This window comes from Plantactinospora sonchi (genome assembly GCF_036422035.1).
GTDB lineage: Bacteria > Actinomycetota > Actinomycetes > Mycobacteriales > Micromonosporaceae > Plantactinospora > Plantactinospora sonchi.
Window position 1 is genome coordinate 73468 of record NZ_JAZGQK010000035.1, and the last position, 19905, is coordinate 93372.

Consider the following 19905-nt stretch of genomic DNA (forward strand, 5'->3'; position numbering starts at 1 on the left):
GGAGGGCCTTCCGAGGTCAGCGGTGCAGTTGATCTCCCTCATCCCAACGGTCCGACGTGACACCCACCGGAACGCGCGATGAACACCGTGGCCACATACCTGGGCCGGGACGGGCACCTGTTCCATCGACGTGGATGGATGTAGATTGAATCCGTTCATCTGGTCGCGCCCGGTGGCGCCCGGCGCAGGGGAGAAGCCATGTCCGCCCCGAGGATCCGCTACCGACCGGCGCGCCGGCACGCCGGCCCGGCACCCCGCCTCGTGCTCGCCGTGCTCGCCGCCTCCGGTGTGCTCGCCGGCTCCGGCGGTCTCGCCGTCCCGGCCCTGGCTGCGGTTCCGGCGGCCGCGCCGACGGTGACCCGGCTCGGCGACACCCAGCTCGACCCGGCCGCGCTCTACTTCGTCTCGTACGACGGGCTGGTCAACAACGCCTCGTACGCCGACGGCATCATCAGCCACGCCGGATACCAGTACGCGGCCTGGTACACCTCGTCCCGGCACGCGACGCTCGCCCGTCGCCAACTGCCCGGCGGCGCCTGGCAGACGCTGCGGCTGCCGCACCAGCTGAGCACGAACGACTCGCACAACTCCATCTCGCTGGGCGTCTCCCCGGGCGACGGCCGGCTGCACGTCGCGATGGACACCCACGACAGCGACATCCACTACGTGCGGTCCGAGGCTGGCCTGGTCTCCGCACCCGCCGCGGCGAGCTGGACCGCCAGCCGGTTCGGCCCGGTGCAGCGGACACTGGACGGTGTCGCGCTCGGCGCCATGACGTACCCGCAGTTCCGGGTCGCGCCTAACGGGCGCCTGCAGTTCAGCTACCGGACCGGTCGCTCCGGCAACGGCAGCAACGAACTGGCCGAGTACGACGGCACCTGGCGGCGGCTGGGCCGCTGGCAGTCGGCGACCGGCGGGTACACCGCCAACGGGGCGACCAGCACCACCCGGAACATGTACCTGCACGGCCTCACCTACGGGCCGGGCGGCCGGCTGCACGCCGCCTTCACCTGGCGGGAGGGGAACGCCGCGGTGACCTGCCACCCGGGCGGCCTCACCAACCACGACACCGGATACCTCCACAGCGACGACGCGGGCCGGACCTGGCGCAACGGCACCGGTGCCGTGGTCGGCACGACCGGCTCCGGCAACCTGGTCTCGATCTCCAGTCCCGGTCTGGTCGTCGACCCGCTGCCACCGAACCACGCGCTGATCAACCAGGAGAGTCAGGACGTCGACTCGACCGGAAACCCGCACCTGGCGATCAGCTACGTGCCCGGGCGGTTCACCTCCTGCGTCACCGACTACCCGTCCGCGCGCCGGGCCAACGGCCGGGCCTTCCACCTCCACCGCACCGGCTCCGGCGCCTGGCGCAAGACGGAACTGCCGGTGCCGCTGAACGCGATGGGCCGTTCCCAACTGGTGCTGGACGCCGCCGACAACGCCTACGTCGTGCTGCCGTACGGGCGGATCGCCGCGGCCAGCCGGGCCAGCGGCTACACCGACTGGACACTGCGGTTCGACGCGGCCGGGCTGGGCGCCTTCGGCGAGGTGCTGGTCGACCGGACCCGGATGGAGAGCGACGGCGTTCTCTCGGTCATGTACCAGCGCGCCTCGACGGGTACCACCCCGTCCCCGATCCGGGTCCTCGACCTCCGCCTCGGCTGAGGTGTAAGGAGGGGCCCCTTGTTATCGCTTTCGGTTGTACAAGGGGCCCTTCCTAACAGCCATCGCGGGTGGGTCAGGCCGGGAGCTGCCAGCGCTGGTTGGCGCCGCCGAAGCAGTCCCAGATCTGCAGCCGCGTGCCGTCGGCCGAGGTGTTGTCGGTGGCGTCCAGGCACTTGTTCGACGCCGGGTTGCGCAGCGTCCCGTTGCTCTGTGCCTGCCAGACCTGCGCTCCGGTGCCGTTGCAGTCGTAGAGCTGCACCTTGGCGCCGTTGGTGGTGGCGGCCGCGGTGATGTCGGCGCACTTGCCGAGTGCCCGCAGCGTGCCGTCGGTGCCGACCGTCCACCGCTGGGCGTTGCTGCCGTTGCAGGTCCAGAGCTGGATCGCCGCGCCGTTGGCGCTGGAGGCGCTGGCCACGTCGACGCACTTGCCGCCGATTCCGGTGATCTGACCGGTCCGGCCGGTCGGCGGCGGGGTGCCGCCGCCACCCATCACCGTGTCGTAGATGGCGCTGACCAGCGAGTACGAGTCGTTACGGTCCTGGGACAGCTCCCAGTTCATCATGCCGCCGGCGTTGGCCAGGGCCCACTGGGTCTTCCGCTTCACCGTCGGGATGCCGTTGTAGCACTGCTGGGTGCCGCCGACGCTGACGCAGTCCCGGTTGGCGTTCGCCGGGTCCATCCCGACGAGCTGGTTGTAGGTGTAGTAGCCGGGACGGCTGTAGAACGGCACACCGAGTACGGCCTTGCTGGCCGGCAGGCCCCGCGACTTCCAGATGTTCACACTGTTGATCGACCAGTCGTAGTTGGCGTGCGGGCTGCCGCCGTCGTACGCCATGATGTTCAGCCAGTCGACGTAGCCGAAGACCGCCGGCTGCACGCCGTTGACCGTGCCGCCCTCGGAGACGACCGCCGCGGTCAGCAGTTTGCCCTGGGGGCGCAGGGCGTTGCTGAGCTGCTGCATCAGCGCGGTGTAGTTGTTGGCCGAGGCGCCCGCGTCCGGGTACTCCCAGTCCATGTCGACACCGTCGAGACCGTACTGGTTGACGAAGCTGACCAGGCTGTTCACGAACGTCGTCCGGGTCGAGGCGTTGGCGGCCAGCGCCTCGAAGGCCGAGTCGTCGCCGTCGTTCCAGCCGCCGACCGCGATCGACACCTTGACGTTGCTGCTGTGCGCCCGGGACACCAGGGAGGAGAGCTTGCTGGGGTTCTCGACCGCGCGCAGTGTGCCGTTCGAGTTCGGCAGCACGAACGCGTAGTTGATGTGGGTCAGCTTGTTGTACTGGACGGCGTTGACGTCACCGGCCCAGGACGGCATGTACCCGACGCTCTTGAAGTTGTTCGGCAGCACGACGGCCGCGGCGGGGGACTGCGGGACGAGGACGACGGCGGTGCCGGCGACGGCGGTGGCCAGGGCGAGCCCGCCGGCGGCGAGGACGGACCGGAGGCGCCGACCTCCTGACGGGTACGGCTGGTCCGGGCTTGCGGTGGGTGACATGGTCGATCCCTTCTGCGGGGGAGGCACGCCAGCGCACGTTGATCCGCCCTTGGGTGCTGCCGGTGGTGGGGGTGGAGCCCGGCATGACCCTGCTCAAGGGGGGTGTGGTGAGGGGATCGGGATCGACGTGGCTGAGTGGCAGAAAGATTAGGAAAGTTAACTAAGAAAGTCAATATCGAGTCATCCGGACGACCCGCCGCCCCCGGTCGGGCCGTCCCGGCGGAAGGGCTCCGCCGGGCCACCGGCCCCGGCTCAGCGGGGGCGCAGACCGGTCAGGATCAGATCCACCACCGCGTCGAGCTGCCGGCCGGTCTCCGGGTCGTCCCACATCGCCGCGTACGCCGGATCGTGGAACAGGACGGTGGCGTGGAACACCGCCCGAGCGGTCGCCGGTACGTCGTCGGCGGCGAAGTCGCCGGCGGCGACCCCGGCGGCGATGATCCGGCTGAGCTGCGTGACGAGTTCGTCGAGCGAGGCGCGCACCACGTGGCTGTTCTCCCGCACCAGGACGAGATAGGTCGCGAACAGCTCAGGATCGTCCAGTGCCCGCCCGCGCTTCGCCCGGTGCAGGGTGTGGGCCCAGGTGCGCAGCCGCTGTGGCGCGGGATCGTCGGCGTCGACCACGGCCGGCAGTTCCCCGTGCGCCCGCTCCAGCCACCGCTCCGTCACCGCCTCGCGGAGCGCCACCTTGCTCGCGAAGTGCCGGTAGACACTGCCGTGGCTCACCCCGAGTGCCCGGGCGACGTCGACGACGGTCGCCTTGGCCGGGCCGAAGCGGCGGAGGACGTCCTCCGCCGCTTCGAGAATCTGTTCTCTGGTCAGGGTCGTGTCGGCCATGGACACCATCTCACCGTTCGCTGTCCAGGTGCTGCATCAGGGGTACCGCGTACCGGGTCCCGGCGGCGGTCCCGGCCGGTACGGCACGCTCGACCGCGGCCAGGTCGTCCGCGCTCAGCGCCAGATCGAGCGCGCCCAGCGACTCGGCGAGCCGGTCCCGGCGCCGGGCACCCACCAGCGGTACGACGTCCTCGCCCCGGCTGAGCACCCAGGCGATCGCCACCTGTGCGACGGTGGCGCCCCTCGAGTCCGCCACACCGCGCAGCGCCTCGACGAGCCGCAGGTTGGCGGTGAGGTTGTCCCCGCTGAACCGGGGGCTGACGCCACGGAAGTCTCCGCTGGTCAGCTGCCGGTCCGGGCGCCAGTGTCCGCTGAGCAGCCCCCGGGACAGCACCCCGTACGCGGTCACCCCGATGCCCAGTTCCCGGCAGGTGTCCAGGATCTCCGTCTCGACGCCCCTGGAGAGCAGCGAGTACTCGATCTGCAGGTCGCTGATCGGGTGCACCGAGTGGGCCCGGCGGATCGTCTCTACGCCCACCTCGGACAGCCCGACGTGTCGTACCCGACCGGCCTTCACCTGCTCGGCGATCGCCCCGATGGTCTCCTCGATCGGCACGGCGGGGTCGAGCCGGGACGGCCGGTAGATGTCGACGTGGTCGGTGTCGAGGCGGCGCAGGGTGTACGCGAGGAAGTTGCGGACCGCCTGCGGGCGGCTGTCGTGTCCGCCCCAACCTCCCTCGGGATCCCGCAGGCTGCCGAACTTCACGCTGATCGTGACGCTGTCCCGGTCCCGGCCACGCAGTGCCCGGCCGATCAGCATCTCGTTGTGCCCCGCGCCGTAGAAGTCGCCGGTGTCCAGCAGGGTCACCCCGGCGTCCAGGGCCGCGTGGATGGTGTTGACGCTCTCCGTCTCGTCGGCCGGCCCGTAGAGGTCGGACATGCCCATCGTGCCGAGGCCGAGGGCGGAGACCCGCGGGCCTGAGCTGCCAAGATTCCGTTGTTCCATGATCACTCCCACTCCCACTGCCTCGTACCGGACCGGATCCTGCCCGGTCCCACGAAAACAAGTATGCGCTAACAGCTGACAGATTCCAAATTCTGTCAGGCGCGCCGTCGGTGAACCGGCCCCCGGCGGCGCCGTGGTTATCGGGGCGGTGCCGCGGGTAGCACCCGACGTGGGGGACAGGGCGGCCCGGTCGGGCGGAATCGGGTCGACTCGGCCCGCGGGGTCGCGTCCCTGGCCGGTCCGGTCCGATCGTGGCCAGCCCCGCCCAGCCCGGCCCGGCCCCGAGAGCACTCCGGAACAGGAGGTACGCGGTGATGAAGACCACCTGGAAGCCCGTGGACCAGCACGGCGTGATCAGCAGTAAGCAGTCCCGGGAACTGCCCGACAGCGCGTTCGCCTTCCCGGGCAAACGCAAGGAGCCGCTCACCGACGCGAAGCACGTACGCAACGCGCTGGCCCGGTTCGATCAGACCCAGGGGGTGAGCGACGCCGAGCGCGACCAGGCGTTCGCGAACATCCTCGCCGCGGCCCGGCACTACGACATCCAGGTCGCCGAGTCGGACTGGCGACAGTTGGGCAAACTGCCGCACACCCCCAATCCGGCACACTGACCGGCCCCGGCCCGGCCGGGCCCGGCGTGGAGGGAGCGGGCCGGCACCGACCACGTGGCGATCGGCGCCGGGTCAGGCCGCCCGGTCGGGTCTTGCCTGGTCGGGTCGGCCTGGTTGTGTCCGCCCGGTCGTTTCGCCGGGTCAGGCCGCCCGGTCGTGTCGCCGGTCGGCCGCGTGGCCGCCGCCCAGCCGGACCGTGGACGCGGTGGTGACCCGGGCCGTCGCGGACGGGGCGCGGAGCAGGCGGAGCCGGGGCGGTGCGGGCCGCTCGTCCTCCTCGAAGGTGACCCGCCACGCCGTCCGGTCGCCCGGTCCGGACCTGCTCGGCGGCTCTCCCGAGTCGAATACCAGCCGGGACAGTCCGAGAATGATCAGATAGCCGGCCACGATGAGCCCGTGGCTGAGGATCCGTTCGGCGTCGACCCGGCCGGCGATCACGTCGTTGGTGGAGAGCAGGGTGAGGACGGCGACGAACGCGGTGAGGGTGGGCAGGAGGCCCTGCGGACGGGTCCGGCGCAGGGCTATCCAGGCGAATCCGGCGCCGAGCGCGACGTTCCAGGCGGCCGACTCGTGCCACAGGTGGTTGGGCCCGCCGCCGAGCACAGCCTCCAGCCCGTGCGAGTGCGCCGTGTCCACGACGCCGACGCCGGCGATCTGCGCCGCGCCGAGCAGGAACTGGGCGACCCCGACCACACCGAGGGCGATCCAGAGCGCGCGACCGAGCCGGGCCCGGCGGGGTCCGGGGGCGGCGTCGAGCAGCACCTGGTCGATCTCCAGCGGCGCCGCCGGGACGAGGCTGGTCCGGGCGTACCTGTTGAGCGTCGTCGCGCTCTCCAGCCAGGCCCGGCACTCCGCGCAGCCGGCGAGGTGACGCTCCGTCGCGGCCCGCTCCGCGACCTCCTCCTCGCCGTCGAGTCGTGCCGACAGGGCTTCTCGATACTGTTCACACCCCACACCCACATAGTCGGCCCCCGGGCGGCCCCGGTTCCCACCGGGGTGCGGCGATCTTCCGCATGCCGGGCGGGGGTATTCGGGGCACCGGGCCACAGGTAGCGTGGACGCCATGCCTTCCCCCGGCGCCGACGGCGACGAGATCACCAGTTGGGCGCTCGCCGCCAAGGACGGCGACCGCTCGGCGGCGGCGGCCTTCATCCGGGCCACCCAGCATGACGTCCACCGGTTCGTCTCCCACCTGGTCGGCCCCGGAGAGGCGGAGGACCTGACCCAGGAGACCTACCTGCGGGCGATGCGGGCACTGCCCCGGTTCGCCGCCAGGTCGAAGGCGTTGACCTGGTTGTTGGCGATCGCGCGGCGGGCCTGTGCCGACCACATCCGGATGACCATGCGACGGCCCCGGGTGGCCGCGCTGCCCGACTGGCAACTGGCCGCCGACGCCGAGCTCGCCCGCGACGCCGCCGGGTTCGCCGGTGCGGTCGAGCTGTCCCGGCTTTTGGAGGACCTGCCCCGGGACCGCCGGGAGGCGTTCGTCGCCACCCAGGTGGTCGGGCTCAGCTACGCCGAGGCGGCCGAGGTCTGCGACTGCCCGGTCGGCACCATCCGGTCCCGGGTGGCCCGGGCCCGGGAGGACCTCGTCGCGGCGATGCGCGCCGACGGCAACCCCCGCGACCTCCGCTCGACCAGCTGACGGGCGGCCCAGCCGGCGGTCAGCGTCCGGAGATCGGCAGGCAGACCCGGAAAACCGTGCGCCCCGGCTCGGACTCGACCGCGAGGTCCCCGTGGTGCTTGTTGACCACGATCCGGTACGAGATCTCCAGCCCCAGCCCGGTGCCCTCGCCGATCGGCTTGGTGGTGAAGAACGGCTCGAAGATCCGGGAGCGGACGTCGGCGGGTATGCCCGGACCGGTGTCGACGATCTCCACCACGACCCGTTCCTCCTCCTGTCCGGTACGCACCGTCAGCACACCGGTCTCGCCGATCGCGTAGAGCGCGTTGTCGATGAGGTTGGTCCAGACCTGATTGAGTTCACCCGCGTACACCGGGATCGCTGGCAGGCTCCGGTCGTACTCCCGGACCACCCGCACGTCAGGCCCGATCTTCGCGCTGAACATCGCCAGCGTGGCGTCGAGCAGATCGTGCACGTCGGCGGTCTGGTACGGGGCCCGGTCGAGCTGCGAGTACTGCTTGGCTGCCCCGACCAGGCCGGTGATCCGGTGCAGCGCGTCGTCGATCTCGCCCATCAGCAGCTCGGTCTCGACGGTGTAGGCGAGCCAGCGGATCGCCGGCTCCAGATCGTCCTGGCTGACGGTGTCGGCGACCCGGTCCAGCCACGTCCCGTCGATGCCGCCGGCGGTCAGGATCGGCGCGAGGTCCCAGCCGCCGGTGATGTCGTGCTCGTCCAACCAGTCGGCCAGGGTGTCCTCCGCGTCGCTGGTCTCCAGCGGTGAGCGGGTGGGTGCGTTGGCGGCCTGCTTGACCGCCGCCTCCTGGAACTCGACCAGCCGGTGCAGCCGTTCACCGTCGAGCCGACCGTCGGCGATCATGGCCAGCTTGTGCCGCATGCCGGAGACCCGGTCCCGGAGCACGGCGGTGGCCCGGACCGCGGCCGCCGCCGGGTTGTTCAGCTCGTGGGTCAGACCGGCCGAGAGCGAACCGAGGGCGAGCAGTCGTTCCCGCTGGTTGACCAGGTTCTCGGTGGTCCGCATGCCGAGGAACAGGCCGTCCAGCAGGTGCATCGCCATCGGGAACCAGCGCCGCATGGCGGTGCTGATCACCTCGGCGGGCAGCACGAAGAGGGTGACGTCGGTCACCGCCCGCATGCTGTGCAGGTAGTTCTCCACCCGCTGCTCGTTCAGGTACGACTGGGTCGCCCCGCCGTACGCGCCCCGTTGACTGCTGCGGCTGATCTCGATCCGGTCCCCGTGCACCAGCCGGGTCAGCGACACCGTGCCGTCGAGCAGGACGTAGAAGCAGCGCGCCGGGTCACCCTCGACGAAGATGTCGGCGTCGGCCGGCAGTCGCTTCACCCGGCCGTGCTCGTGCACGTAACCGAGCTTCTCGTCGTCCAGGGACTCGAAGAGAAAGAGCGTACGCAGCTGCGCCGGCTCCAGCCGCTCGTCCGTTTCCGCGGTCATCCCGACCCCCTGTCGTCGATCCGGCAACTATTGCGCGGCCAGGTACTGGTGGGCCAGTGAAACGACCATCGCGCCCTCGCCCACCGCCGAGGCGACCCGCTTTATCGACTCGGCCCGTACGTCGCCGGCCGCGAAGACGCCGGGCAGACTCGACTCCAGCGGGTACGGGTCGCGCGGCAGCGACCAGCCGGCCGGTCGCCGGCTGCCGTTGGCCAGTTCCGAGCCGGTGAGGATGTACCCCCGGGCGTCCCGGGCGACCGACTCGGCCAGCCAGTCGGTCCGCGGCTCGGCGCCGATGAACACGAACAGCCAGGACGCCTTGACGGTACGTTGCCCACCGCCCCGGTTGTCACAGATGATCAACTCTTCCAGATGGTCCGTGCCGCGCCCGCCCACCACCTCCGAGTACGGGTGCACCTCGATGTTGTCGATCCGCTCGATCTGCTCGATCAGGTAGTGCGACATCGACCGCCGCAGGTCGGGCCCCCGGACCAGCAGGTGTACCCGGCGGGCGTGTCGGGCGAAGTACACGGCGGCCTGGCCGGCCGAGTTCGCCCCGCCGACGATGTAGACGTCCTCGCCCGCGCAGTACGGCGCCTCGGTCGACGCCGAGCCGTAGAAGACACCCCGGCCGGTCAGCTCGGCCAGCCCGGGGGCGGTCAACTGCCGGTACGCGACCCCGGTGGCCAGTACCACCGTGTGACTGGCGATGGACGTACCGTCACTGAATCTGAGCAGGCGGGTGGCGCCGACCGCCTCCAGGCCGACGACGTCCCGGGCGGTCAGCAGCTCAGCGCCGAACTTCAGCGCCTGCCGCCGGGCCCGGTCGGCGAGCTGTGCGCCGGAGACACCGTCCGGGAAACCCAGGTAGTTCTCGATCCGGCTGCTCTGGCCCGCCTGGCCGCCGGTCGCCTGCCGCTCGACCAGCACCGTGCGCAGACCCTCCGACGCCCCGTACACCGCGGCGCCCAGGCCGGCTGGTCCGGCACCGACCACCACCAGGTCGTAGAAGTCGGCCGCGGGTGTGGTGGCCAGCCCGACACGCGCCGCGAGTTGTGTCTCGGTCGGCTTCACCAGGGCCGTGCCGTCGACGGTCACCACCAGCGGCACCTCGGTGGCGGCCACCCCGGCGGCGGCCAGCAGTTGTGCGCCCTCGGGCTCGTCGGCGAGCAGCCACCGGTACGGCACCAGGTTCCGGGCCAGGAAGTCGCGGATCGCGAAGGACGGCGCGGACCAGCGGTGACCGACGACACGTACCTCGTTCGCCGTCGCCGGTGGGCTCGCCTGCCACGCCTCCAGCAGCGCGTCGACCACCGGGTAGAGCTTCTCCTCCGGCGGGTGCCAGGGCTTGAGCAGGTAGTGGTCCAGGTCGACCAGGTTGATCGCGTCGATCGCCGCCTCGGTGTCCGCGTACGCGGTGAGCAGGACCCGGCGGGCGGTCGGGAAGAGGTCCATCGCCGCTTCCAGGAACTGGATACCGGTCATCTGCGGCATCCGGTAGTCGGCCAACAGCAGCGCGACCTGGTCACCGCGGAGTTTGATCTCCCGCAGCGCGGCCAGGGCCTCGTCTCCCGAGGAGGCCCGCACCACGCGGTAGCGGTCGCCGTATCGCCGTCGGATGTCCCGGGCCACCGCCCGCGACACCGCCGGATCGTCGTCGACGGTCAAGATCGCCGGGTTCGCCATGGCACCAATGAAAGCATGGCCGGCGCGGTGGCGAACCCCCGAGCGCCGTCCCGGCTCAGTCCCGGCCGTGCGGTCTGACCAGTCGGATGCCGCCGACCGGGGGCCGGTCCAGGGTGGTCAGCGCGGCGGACGCCCCGGCCAGGTCGATCGTCTCGGTGACCAGGTCCGCCGGGCGGAGCACCCCGGCCGTCACCAGCGACAGCAACTCCGGGTAGGCGTGCGCGGCCATCCCGTGGCTGCCCCGCAGCTCCAGCTCGTACGCGATCACCCGGTCCATCGGCAGCGCGGTCCGGCCGGCGGCCGCCGGCAGCAGCCCGACCTGGATGTGCCGGCCCCGGCGACGCAGGCTCTCGACCGAGGCGACGCAGGTCGGCTCGCTGCCGAGCGCGTCGATCGACAGGTGCGCCCCACCGCCGGTGTGCTCACGGACCGTGGCCGCCACCTCGCCGTCACCGGTCAGGGTGGTGGCGTCCAGGCAGACCGCCGCGCCGAACCGGCGGGCCAGGGCCAGCGCCTCCGGGCTGACGTCCACCGCCACCACCCGGGCGCCACAGGCCGCCGCGATCATCACGGCGGAGAGCCCGACGCCGCCGCAGCCGTACACCGCCACCCACTCACCGGCGGCGAGCCGCCCCTGCGCGACGACCGCCCGGAACGCGGTGGCGAACCGGCAGCCGAGCGCGGCCGCACCGGCGAAGCTCACCTCGTCCGGCAGTCGGACCAGGTTGACGTCCGCGTTCCGGACGCCGACGAACTCGGCGTACGAGCCCCAGTGGGTGAAGCCGGGCTGGGTCTGCCGCTCGCAGACCTGCTGGTCGCCGGCGAGGCAGGCGGGACAGCTCCCGCAGGCGCAGACGAACGGCGCGGTGACCCGGTCACCGATCCGCCAGCCGGTGACGGCGGAGCCGACCTCGGCCACCACGCCGGCGAACTCGTGACCCGGTACGTGCGGCAGCCGGATGTCGGGGTCGTGCCCCTGCCAGCCGTGCCAGTCGCTGCGACACAGCCCGGTCGCGGCGACCCGGACCACCACGCCGTCGGGGTCGGCCGCCGGATCGGGCACGTCACGCAGCTCCGGAACGCCGCCGAACCTGTCGAACACCACAGCCTGCACGCGGGTCATCCTCACATCCCCGCCCCGGGCGTGAGGAAGGGCCCCTTCTTATCGCTTTCTGTTGTAGAAGGGGCCCTTCCTAACCGGTCAGCTGGGGGGAGCTGGCCTACCGCCGGGCCAGGCTCAGCGTCTCGCCCTGGTCCCGCGCGTAGTCCCGGGCCACCCGGAGCAGCTCGACCAGGCCGTCGGCGTACTCCTGGGACTCGGCGTGCGCCTCGTCGAACGGGGGCTGGAAGCCGACGCCCTCCCACTGCCCGGTCGCCTCGTTCCACCGGTCGTTGCCGACCTCGAAGTCCCAGGCGAAGATGCCCAGCTCGTAGTAGAGCTGGTCGGCGGAGTTGCCGGCCGCCGAGTACAGCACGTCGGCGACCGGACCGGTCTGCGACGGCCAGGTCATCGTGCCGCGCTCGGCCGCGATCGCCCCGACGATGCGCCGCGCGCTGTCCAGGAACATCTTTGACTCGTCGATCGAGGGCCGGGGGAGGGTGATCCGGCCATCGGCCCGGTACGCCCCCGGCGGCCACATGAAGTACCCGCCGTAGGAGTGCACGTTCATCGCGAACCGGATGTTCGGGTGGTCCTCCGCGAGCGCGATCACGTTGCGGCTCTCCGCCTCGGAGAGCTCCCCGGTGCCGGCGTACGTGCCGGAGAGGCAGTTGGTGCTGGCCCCGGTGTAGCCGTCGAAGAGCGAGCCGACCGTGTAGTTGCGGTTGACGTCCACGCCGACCGAGTCCCGGTTGGCCGGGTCACGCTGCGCCCCGGTGCAGTGGTTCACCAGGTTCTTGCGCTGGAAGTTGGCGTCGTGGAACGAGTAGTTCGCGCCGTCCGGGTTGACCATCGGGATGACGAACACGTCGACCGTGTCGAGCAGCTCCCGGGTGGCCGGGTCGGTGCCGGCGTTGGCCAGCAGCCGTTCGGCGAACTCCAGGGTGACCAGCGGGGTCGCCCACTCCCGGGCGTGCTCCTGCGAGTACGCCAGCACACCGATCCGGGAGCCGTCCCGGTGGGCGCCGATCCGCAGCGCCTGCACCGTCCACGGCTTCTTCGGCACCTCGGTGCCCCGCAGGCCGTCGTCGAGGCGTACCGGCCCGGTGACCGGCATCCGCAGGCCCGCCGAGCCGTTCTCCACGAACGCGCTGAACTGCTGCGGGTGACGGGCCGAGATGAACGCGGCCACCTGGTCGGTGGTGCTGATCGTCGCCCCGGTGGCGTCGGTGGCCAGGCTGACCGTGAGCACCCGGTCCCGGTAGGTGGCGCTCAGCGGCCGGTTCGGCCGGCCCGGGTCGACGGTGCGGACCTGCACCCCGTTCATCTTCTGGTCGCCGAACTTGACCGACTCGACCACCACGGCGGCGGTCGCCGGGTCGCCGAGGTAGCCGGCGGCGGTACGCCGGTAGCCCTGGGTCTTGTGCGGCAGGTCGATGACGTCGACCAGGTCGTCGTACTGGCGGGCCAGCCGCCTGATCCGGGCCTGGATGTCGGTCGGCGTCAGGTACGCGTCGATGAAGTCCTTCTGGTAGCCCTCGGGCAGCGCCGGCGGTGTCGCGTTGGGCCAGGCGGTCGGTGTGGTCGTCCGGGCGGTCCCGCCGAGGCTGGAGGTGGCGGTGACCCGGACCGGTCGGGCCGGCAGCGGCTGCGGCTGCGCGTAGTGGTACTGGTACTCGCCCGCGTCGGCGAACCTGACCAGCGGGAACGAGCCGGTCGTACCGTCGGCGGTCTGCCAGGTCACGGTGATCTCGACGTTCGGGTCGTCGGTCGCGGTGGTCGCCACCTGCGTCTGCACGAAGGTACGCCCGGAGGCGGTCCACCAGTAGGCCTGGAGGAAGTGCAGGGTGTCGACGGCGGCCACGGCGGCACCGCGTCCGTCGTCCGGGGCACGCAGGCCGGTCCGGGACTGCGCGGCCCGCACGCTGTCGGCGAACCGGCGGGCGGCGTCACCCTCGCGTTGCACGACCTGCCGGGCCACCACGCCCTGAGCGGTGAGCGCGGCCAGCTGCCGCCCGGTCAGCACCAGGTCGACGAGGATCCGGCCGTCGTCGAGGCGCGGTCGGTTGGCGATGTCGGCGCCCTCGGCGAGCAGTCGCCGGAACTGTGTCTCGTCGGTGAGTTGGACGCGCACGAGGGCGGTCTCGTCGGCGTCCAGCGTCACGCCGGTGGTCGGGGTGGCGGGGGCGGCGACGCCCGCACCCGGGGACACGAGCGCGGCAGTGGTCAGGACAAGTGTGGCGGCGGTGGCCGTCCACCATCGTCTGGGGGACACGGAACCTCCTGACGGAGTCGAGGTCTCTGCGTACACACCAGTCCCTTGATCGAATTATGTCAAGACGTCGAAACCGGCAGCTGGTCCCGGAGTGTCGGACCGGTCGCCGTCCGACGGCGTCCGGGCGGAAGCGGCCGTCACTGTCCGGAGTGTCCCCGTCACGGGTGCTGTCGGCCAACTGTCGGCCACATTGGACCGGGTCCGATTCCGGTGTCGCTGCGTGAGATGTCGCGGATCCCCGTGGCATTGGTGATGATCGAGAAATTCGTGCCTGGTCGACCGCGATTAACGGTCGTTTTGGTGGCGGCCCGTCGATGGCGCTGCCGGATGGTTCGCGACGGTTCGCGGCAGTGCCGCGCGGTGGCTGGTTCCGGCTGCCGTCGTCCGGTGCCGGGTTCCCGGCGGCAGGCTGGGTTACCCACTGTGACCAGCGGTGCAAGTGCAGGATGCAAGCCGCCGGTCGAGCCGGAACAGGTCGGCGGATCCATCGTGGTACGCGAGGAAGTTCCGCCAAACAATGGCATGTACCAATGCCTTGACTAGCGTCCCCGGTGGGCGCATCGTGGGAATCCCAGATGTCCCAGGGATCCGGAGGGCGGCACATTCCCGGCGGTCGAGCCATTGCCCACGGGGGCTGTGTCACCGTGCCATAGCGTGGGCCAGGAGGCGGCCATGGAGCTTCGCCCGTTCGCTGGTGCCTATCTCACCGATCCGGGCGCCGTGTGGCGCGACCTCCTGCACCGCGACCAGGGCGTGCACTACGCCGACGACCTCGGGATGTGGCTGATCAGCCGGCACGAGCACGTACGGCAGGCGTTCGGGGATCCGGAGAGCTTCGGCAACGCGTTGACGCTCGCCCCGGTCTACGAGATGTGCCCGGAGGCGTTGGCGGTGGTGATGCGGCTGGACGTGCCGCCGACCACGGCCGCCGCCGACTCGCCGGTGCACACCCGCACCCGGGCGGCGTTGCGGGCCACCTTCGCCAACACGGCCGGCCGGGTCTCGGTCCAGTACGGACCGATCGTGCGGCGCCGGGTCGACGAGCTGGTCGACGGGATCGCCCGCCGCCGGGGCGAGGTGGTGGACCTGATCCCCGAGTTCACCGCCCTGCTGCCGCTCCTGGTGGTGGTCGACATCCTCGGCGTACCGGACCGGGACGTGCCCCGGATCCGTAGCTGGGCGGACGGCCAGATCGCGTTGATCTGGGGACGTCCCGAGCCGGCGGAGCAGGTGCGGCTGGCCCGGGGCCTGCTGGACTTCTGGCACTACTGCCAGGACCTCGTGGCGCGGCGGGTCGACGAGGGCGCCACCGGTGACGACTTCGTCAGCCGGGTGCTGCGCCACCGCGACGGTGACGACGGCGTGCTGACCGAGGCCGAGGTCGCCAGCATGGCGTTCAACCTGCTCGTCGCCGGGCACGAGACCACGGCCGGCCTGCTCGCCCACGCGCTGGAACAGGCGCTGGCGACCCCCGAACGGTGGCGACGACTGGCCGAGGAGCCGGAGGCTGTGCCCGGGTTCCTGGAGGAGACGCTGCGGTTCGGGCCGGCCATCGACGGCTGGTTGCGGGTGACCCGCCGCCCGGTGGCGGTCGGCGGGGTGACCATTCCGGCGGGTGCCCGGTGCCTGCTGTTGATCGGCGCGGCGAACCGCGATCCGGCGGTCTTCGCCGACCCACAACGATTCGATCCGGATCGGGTTACGGCCCGCGATCATCTTTCCTTCGGCTACGGCCCGCATTTCTGTATCGGAGCGGCGCTGGCCCGGCTGGAGGCGCGGATCGCACTCGGTCGGCTCGCCGAGGCAATTCCGGCGCTGCGGCTGGCCGCCGGCCACGTGACCGCGTACAAACCGAATGTCGCGTTCCGGGCACACCAGATCCTGCCGGCGGTCGTCGATACCGGTACGGTGCCCTGGGAACGATCGGACGATCCGGCCGGTACGTCGGCCCGCGCGGCGTAGCCCGGGGCTGTCACCGCCGGTCGCCTCGGTCTTTGCCGGTACGGGGCGGGGCCGGCCGTCGCGGCGGTCACGTCAGAGATCAATTCACTTCGTCAAGTAGCTCGGCGTACTAGGTTTTTCACTTGCCGTCAACGTTGGGTAGCGCGCGCATCTTCACAGGCGTCCGCCGGAGGGTAAGAATTGGCCCCGGCAATTGCTAGATCATGATCTTCGGCGTGCCTGGCTCATGATCTCGCCGATTGATCAAATCGCTGTCGTGATCGAATCGCCGACGCGCGAAGGTGAGTAAATGGATGCTGCGCCCGCCACAGACATCACGGATTTGACTGCTGCCCGACAGTTTCAACGGGAACTGCGTCGCTGGCGTACCCGCAAGGGGCTGACCCAGCGCGCGCTCGCCGACCGGGTCCGGTTCTCCCGGGAGACCGTGGCGGCGGTGGAGGCGGGCCGCCGCTTCGGCAGCCAGGAGCTGGCGATCCGGTGTGACCAGGTGCTCGGCACCGGCGGCCGGCTCGCCGAGTTGTGGCCGAGGGTGGCGGAGGAACAGGCCGCCGCCGACGGTCGACGTGGCCCCCGGCCCGCCGGACCCGACCCGGATCCGCAGACCCGGGACCGGCAGGCGGTGGTGGAGGCGATCGACGAGCTGCGCGGGCTGATCGACCAGATGCTCCGGGTCCACTTCCGGTCCGACGAGGAACGGTCCTCGGTGGAGTTGGCCCTGGCCCGGGCCGAAATGTCAACGTCCGGGGTGGAGCTGCCCGCGCCCCGGACGGCACCGCCGACACCCGGCGCCGAGGTGCCCGGGCGTCCGGGGGAGCTGTCCACCCGGTCCGTGGAGCCGCCCGTCGAGCGACGGAGGTTGGCCGGGGAGGGCCGGGGCAGACCGTCCGGGGAGCCTCGTCGGAGCCGGGCCGGTGCGGCCCGGTGGCGCAGCTGAGCGGCGATGCGGCGGGTCCTGTCCGCTGTGGTGACTGTCGGTTCGCCGTTGGGTACAGATAGTGGTACGAGCTGTTTGTACCACCGTGAACCCTGGTCATCCGTCCCCGCCGTCCGGCGGAATGGGATTTGCTAACTGCAAGATGCAGGTCTCCTCGATGACGAGCCGTGGGAGTCAGTCTTGGCCTCGACCACCGGATCCCACGCGGCCCGGCCCCAGCCCGTACGTCGACGCGGCTGGAAGATCGCCTCACGGATGCGCATCATCGTGGCCGCGCCACTGGTGGCGGTCGTCGGGTTCGCCGGCCTGGCGCTCGCGGACAGCGTCCGGCAGGCGGAGCGCGCCAGCGACCTCGGCCTGCTCGCCGAACTGGGCGCGGAGGCCGGTCGGCTGGCCTACCAGCTGCAGCGGGAACGTGCCGCCGCGGCCGACCTGCTGACCTCGGCCAGTGCCCGCCAACAGGACACCTACGCGCGGCAGGCCGCGGAGACCGACGACATCGTCGCGCGTTACCACCGGCAGCGCGCCCGGGTCCCGGAGGTGACCGGCGGCCCCGAGGCGGTGCTGCTCCGGGTCGACAAGGCACTGTCCGGTCTCCCGCCGTTGCGGGCCCAGGTGCGGACCGCTGCGCACGCGGCCGTCTCCGCCACCACGTTCAGCTACCGGATCATCGTCGCCGACCTGCTCGCCTACCGGGAGGCGATCGCCCAGGGAGTGGCCTCGGCCGAGGTCGCGGACGGGATCCGGGCCGCCGCCGCCCTGTCGAAGACCGCCGAGGCGCTGGGCCAGCAGCAGGTCGCCGTCCTGCGGGCGATCGCCGCCGGACAGCTGACCCCGGCGATGCAGCAGGACATCACCGCCGCGCGGACCGGGTTCACCGAAGCCAGCCTCTCCTTCGTCGGCCTGGCCCGGGGCGAGTGGGACGTCTGGTGGGAGCAGGCCGGCAGCGGCAAGGAGGCGCTGACACTGCAGCGTCTCCAGGACGAGGTCTCCCGCGCCGAGATCGGGGCGCCGCTCGACGTCGACATCGACGCCTGGATCGGCGCCACCCAGGGCTGGGCCGCCCGGCTCTTCGACGTACAGCAACGGGTGGACGCGGCGGTGCTGGACGACGTCGACGCCGCCCGGGTCGAACAGCGGTGGCGGGCGATCGCCGAGGCCGGCGCGATGACCGTCGCCCTGCTGCTCACCGTGCTGGTGACCTGGGCGGTGGCCCGGCAGATCACCCGCCGGCTACGGCGGCTGCGCGACGCCGCGCACTCCGTCGCCTTCACCGAACTGCCCGCGATGGTCGCCGAGCTGCGTGACATCGACAGCGCCGGCATCCATCCCGAGACGCTCGCCCGCCAGTCCGCGTCCACCCTGGAGGCGTCCAGCGGGGACGAGATCGGCGAGGTCGGCCAGGCGTTCACCGCCGTACACCAGGCGGCCGTACGCACCGCCGCCGAGCAGGCGGTCATGCGGGCCAACACGGCGGACATCTTCGTCCACCTCAGCCGGCGCGAGCAGCGGCTCGTCGACGCCGTGCTGGCCCAGGTGGACCGGGTCGAGCGCGACGAGACCGATCCGGAACGGCTGCAGCAGCTCTACAAACTCGACAGCCTGGCCACCCGGATGGGCCGGATCAACGCCAGCCTGCTGGTGCTGGGCGGAGTCGGCGTCGGCCGGGTACGCCACGAGGACGTCCCGATGCAGAAGGTCGTCCAGGCGGCGCTGTCGCAGATCGAGCACTACACCCGGGTCCGGATCGGGGTCGTCGACCCGGACGTGGCGGTCATCGCCGACAAGGTGGACGAGGTCGTGCACCTGCTCGCCGAGCTGATGGACAACGCCACCTCGTACTCGCCGCCGGAGACCGAGGCGTGGGTGACCGCGCGCAGTCTCGGCGACCGGGTCATCCTCCAGGTCAGCGACGAGGGCGTGGGCCTGTCCCCGCAGCGGTTGGCACAGCTCAACGACCTGCTGGCCCGACCTCCGGCGACCGACGTCGCGGCGGTCCGGGCGATGGGCCTGGTGGTGGTCGGACAGCTCGCCGGCCGGCTCGGCGTCACGGTCGAACTGCGACCCGGACCCAAGCTCGGCACCATCGCCGAGATCTCCCTGCCGGCGGCGCTGATCCGACCGGTGCCCCCGGAGAGCCAGCTGCTCGCCCCCGGACGACTCGCGGCCATCCCGGAGGCACGTGCTCGCGGACCGGTCGCCGCCGGTCCGCCGTACCCGGGCACGCCCGACGGCCCGATCCGCAAACCGCCGGCCGAACGGGCGCTGCCGGCCGGCTCGGTCTTCCAACCGGCACCCCGACCGGGTGACCGGGGTGACGACCCGACCCAGGAGCTGGTCATCTTCCAACAGGTGAACCACTGGTTCCGGACCGACCGGGGTACGTCCCCGGCGGTGTCCGCGGACCCGCCTCCCAGCTGGCCCACGCCAGCCCCGGTCAGCACCGTGAACGGCGCGGCCAGCCAGCCCGCGTCGGACTGGCAGACCCGGGCCGACGAGGGATGGCGGGCGGCCACCGGCCTGGTCACCCCCGACGTCGTCGCCACCACCCAGTCCGGACTGCCGAAACGGCAGCCGCAGCGGCACCTCGTACCGGGCGGCGTCACGCCGGTCCCACGCCAACAGCAGGCCGCGGAGCACCGTGACCCGGCCGAGGTGGCCAACGCGATGTCCGCCTACGCCCGTGGCGTGGCCGCCCGCCGTCCCAAGCTGGTCAACGCCTCGGCGACAAGCGACGCGACAGGGAGTACGACGTGAACCAACGGGACCTTGGCTGGATGCTGGACAGTTTTGTCGAACGGGCGCCGGAGGTCAGCCACGCCATCGCCATCTCGGCCGACGGCCTGATGGTGGCCTCCACCCGGAACCTGCCGCCGGACCGGGCGGACCAGTTGGCGGCGACCGGCAGTGGGCTGGTCAGCCTGCTCCGGGGGGCCGCCGGCTTCTTCGAGGCGGGCGCGGTGATCTCCAACGTCACCCAGCTCGAGGGCGGTTTCATGTTCTCGATGGCGTTCAACGACGGCGCCTCGCTGCTGGTCCTCGCGGCGCCCAACTGCGACGTCGGCAAGGTCTCCTACGAGATGACGGAACTGGCGAACCGGATCGGCGACGTACTGACGCCGACCGCCAGGGCCGCGCTGACCCAGGGTCGGTGAACCGAGGCGACGTCGAGCAGCCACCGGACGGTTCCGGCTCCCGCCCCCCGGGACATCCCCACCATCCTCTTCCACCCCCCTC

At 71.7% G+C, this 19905-nt stretch carries 15 protein-coding genes; 7 read left to right on the forward strand and 8 right to left on the reverse strand.

Going from position 1 to position 19905, the window contains the following annotated elements; translation table 11 throughout:
- Nucleotides 1-198: 198 nt before the first annotated feature.
- Entirely contained in the window at nucleotides 199-1668 is a 1470-nt protein-coding gene (locus V1633_RS32490; RefSeq protein ID WP_331218147.1) for a BNR repeat-containing protein, read from the forward strand.
- Between the two features lie 73 nt (nucleotides 1669-1741).
- Here the strand turns inward: V1633_RS32490 and V1633_RS32495 are convergent, their stop codons facing one another.
- The 3 genes from V1633_RS32495 to V1633_RS32505 form a co-directional block, all read right to left on the reverse strand.
- A complete protein-coding gene (locus V1633_RS32495) occupies nucleotides 1742-3163 on the reverse strand; it encodes a glycosyl hydrolase family 18 protein (RefSeq protein ID WP_331218148.1) in 1422 nt (473 codons plus the stop codon).
- 252 nt (nucleotides 3164-3415) lie between these two features.
- Nucleotides 3416-4000 (reverse strand): TetR family transcriptional regulator, encoded by a 585-nt coding sequence (locus V1633_RS32500; RefSeq protein ID WP_331218149.1) that lies wholly within the window; start codon nucleotides 3998-4000, stop codon nucleotides 3416-3418.
- A 10-nt stretch (nucleotides 4001-4010) separates the two neighbouring features.
- A complete protein-coding gene (locus tag V1633_RS32505) occupies nucleotides 4011-5006 on the reverse strand; it encodes an aldo/keto reductase (RefSeq protein ID WP_331218150.1) in 996 nt (331 codons plus the stop codon).
- Nucleotides 5007-5320: 314 nt separating this feature from the next.
- Here V1633_RS32505 and V1633_RS32510 point away from each other — a divergent pair, with 314 nt between their 5' ends.
- Nucleotides 5321-5617 carry a DUF6582 domain-containing protein gene (locus V1633_RS32510; RefSeq protein WP_331218206.1) on the forward strand — a complete coding sequence of 99 codons (297 nt, stop codon included), beginning with the start codon at nucleotides 5321-5323 and terminating at the stop codon, nucleotides 5615-5617.
- 141 nt (nucleotides 5618-5758) lie between these two features.
- Here the strand turns inward: V1633_RS32510 and V1633_RS32515 are convergent, their stop codons facing one another.
- On the reverse strand, nucleotides 5759-6571 hold the full coding sequence (locus V1633_RS32515) for a zf-HC2 domain-containing protein (protein WP_331218151.1): 813 nt from the start codon (nucleotides 6569-6571) through the stop codon (nucleotides 5759-5761).
- A 109-nt stretch (nucleotides 6572-6680) separates the two neighbouring features.
- Between V1633_RS32515 and V1633_RS32520 the strand changes: the two genes are divergently transcribed.
- The gene (locus V1633_RS32520; RefSeq protein ID WP_331218152.1) at nucleotides 6681-7262 is read left to right on the forward strand and encodes a sigma-70 family RNA polymerase sigma factor; all 582 of its coding nucleotides are present in this window, start codon (nucleotides 6681-6683) and stop codon (nucleotides 7260-7262) included.
- A 19-nt stretch (nucleotides 7263-7281) separates the two neighbouring features.
- Here V1633_RS32520 and V1633_RS32525 read toward each other — a convergent pair whose 3' ends face one another.
- The 4 genes from V1633_RS32525 to V1633_RS32540 form a co-directional block, all read right to left on the reverse strand.
- The gene (locus tag V1633_RS32525; RefSeq protein ID WP_331218153.1) at nucleotides 7282-8709 is read right to left on the reverse strand and encodes an ATP-binding protein; all 1428 of its coding nucleotides are present in this window, start codon (nucleotides 8707-8709) and stop codon (nucleotides 7282-7284) included.
- A gap of 27 nt (nucleotides 8710-8736) precedes the next feature.
- Complete coding sequence (locus V1633_RS32530) at nucleotides 8737-10395, reverse strand: FAD-dependent oxidoreductase (RefSeq protein WP_331218154.1); 1659 nt, start codon at nucleotides 10393-10395, stop codon at nucleotides 8737-8739.
- Between the two features lie 55 nt (nucleotides 10396-10450).
- Complete coding sequence (locus V1633_RS32535) at nucleotides 10451-11518, reverse strand: zinc-dependent alcohol dehydrogenase family protein (RefSeq protein WP_331218155.1); 1068 nt, start codon at nucleotides 11516-11518, stop codon at nucleotides 10451-10453.
- Nucleotides 11519-11615: 97 nt separating this feature from the next.
- Nucleotides 11616-13769, reverse strand: a complete 2154-nt coding sequence (locus V1633_RS32540; RefSeq protein ID WP_331218156.1) for a M14 family zinc carboxypeptidase — start codon at nucleotides 13767-13769, stop codon at nucleotides 11616-11618.
- Between the two features lie 672 nt (nucleotides 13770-14441).
- On the opposite strand from V1633_RS32540, the gene V1633_RS32545 reads away from it, so the two are divergent.
- The 4 genes from V1633_RS32545 (at nucleotide 14442) to V1633_RS32560 (ending at nucleotide 19823) form a co-directional block, all read left to right on the forward strand.
- The gene (locus tag V1633_RS32545; protein ID WP_331218157.1) at nucleotides 14442-15731 is read left to right on the forward strand and encodes a cytochrome P450; all 1290 of its coding nucleotides are present in this window, start codon (nucleotides 14442-14444) and stop codon (nucleotides 15729-15731) included.
- Nucleotides 15732-16020: 289 nt separating this feature from the next.
- A complete protein-coding gene (locus tag V1633_RS32550; protein WP_331218158.1) occupies nucleotides 16021-16668 on the forward strand; it encodes a helix-turn-helix transcriptional regulator in 648 nt (215 codons plus the stop codon).
- Nucleotides 16669-16923: 255 nt separating this feature from the next.
- Nucleotides 16924-19425 (forward strand): sensor histidine kinase, encoded by a 2502-nt coding sequence (locus V1633_RS32555; protein WP_331218159.1) that lies wholly within the window; start codon nucleotides 16924-16926, stop codon nucleotides 19423-19425.
- Between the two features lie 20 nt (nucleotides 19426-19445).
- Nucleotides 19446-19823: a roadblock/LC7 domain-containing protein gene (locus tag V1633_RS32560; protein WP_331218207.1), complete on the forward strand. Its 378-nt coding sequence runs from the start codon at nucleotides 19446-19448 to the stop codon at nucleotides 19821-19823.
- Nucleotides 19824-19905: the final 82 nt, after the last annotated feature.